The organism is Vibrio sp. 811 (genome assembly GCF_033339195.1).
The window spans coordinates 1-571 of the sequence record NZ_JAWOUB010000717.1; the positions used below are offsets into that span (position 1 = coordinate 1).

The 571-nt window shown below is 45.4% G+C and carries 2 protein-coding genes; both read left to right on the top strand.

Going from position 1 to position 571, the window contains the following annotated elements; genetic code table 11:
* On the top strand, nucleotides 1-347 hold a 347-nt coding region (locus R7Q46_RS29020), incomplete at its 5' end, for a TOBE domain-containing protein (RefSeq protein ID WP_318078558.1).
* Between the two features lies 1 nt (nucleotide 348).
* On the top strand, nucleotides 349-571 hold a 223-nt coding region (locus tag R7Q46_RS29025; protein WP_411978791.1), incomplete at its 3' end, for an HAD family hydrolase.

Here is a 571-nt window from a genome sequence, read left to right on the forward strand (position 1 = left end):
CTGCCAATGAATTTGTGGCTGTGTTTATGGGGCATTACAACTTGGTCGATGCTAACAAAGCCAAACAACTCTTTAATATCGATACCGAATGGAAGGTGGCAATTCGTCCAGAGTCCATCTACGTGAAAGAGCATGGTCGCCAATACGGAAACCATATATCTGCACCGCAGATGGGAACCATCAAAAATCACCAACTGCTTGGCAATGTAATTCGCTACCAAGTGTGCGTCGAAGAGTGCGATCTTACAGTCGATTTGCTCAACCGTTCATCCGAACGCTTGCTAGCTAACGGCAGTCAACTAGAGCTGCTGTTTAACCTTAATGAAATTCAACCAGTGAGAGCCTAACATGTCCAAACCTTTGTACGTCTTTGATATGGACGAAACGCTAATCAACGCCGACTGTGCGATGATTTGGAATGCGTTTTTGGTTGAAAAAGGCATAGCAACGCAATCAAACTTCATAGAGGAAGATCAGCGTTTAATGGTCTTGTACGCAGAAGGCAAAATGGACATGGAGGACTACCTAGAATTCTGTATGGCGCCATTGGCTGACATGCCCGTTGCACACG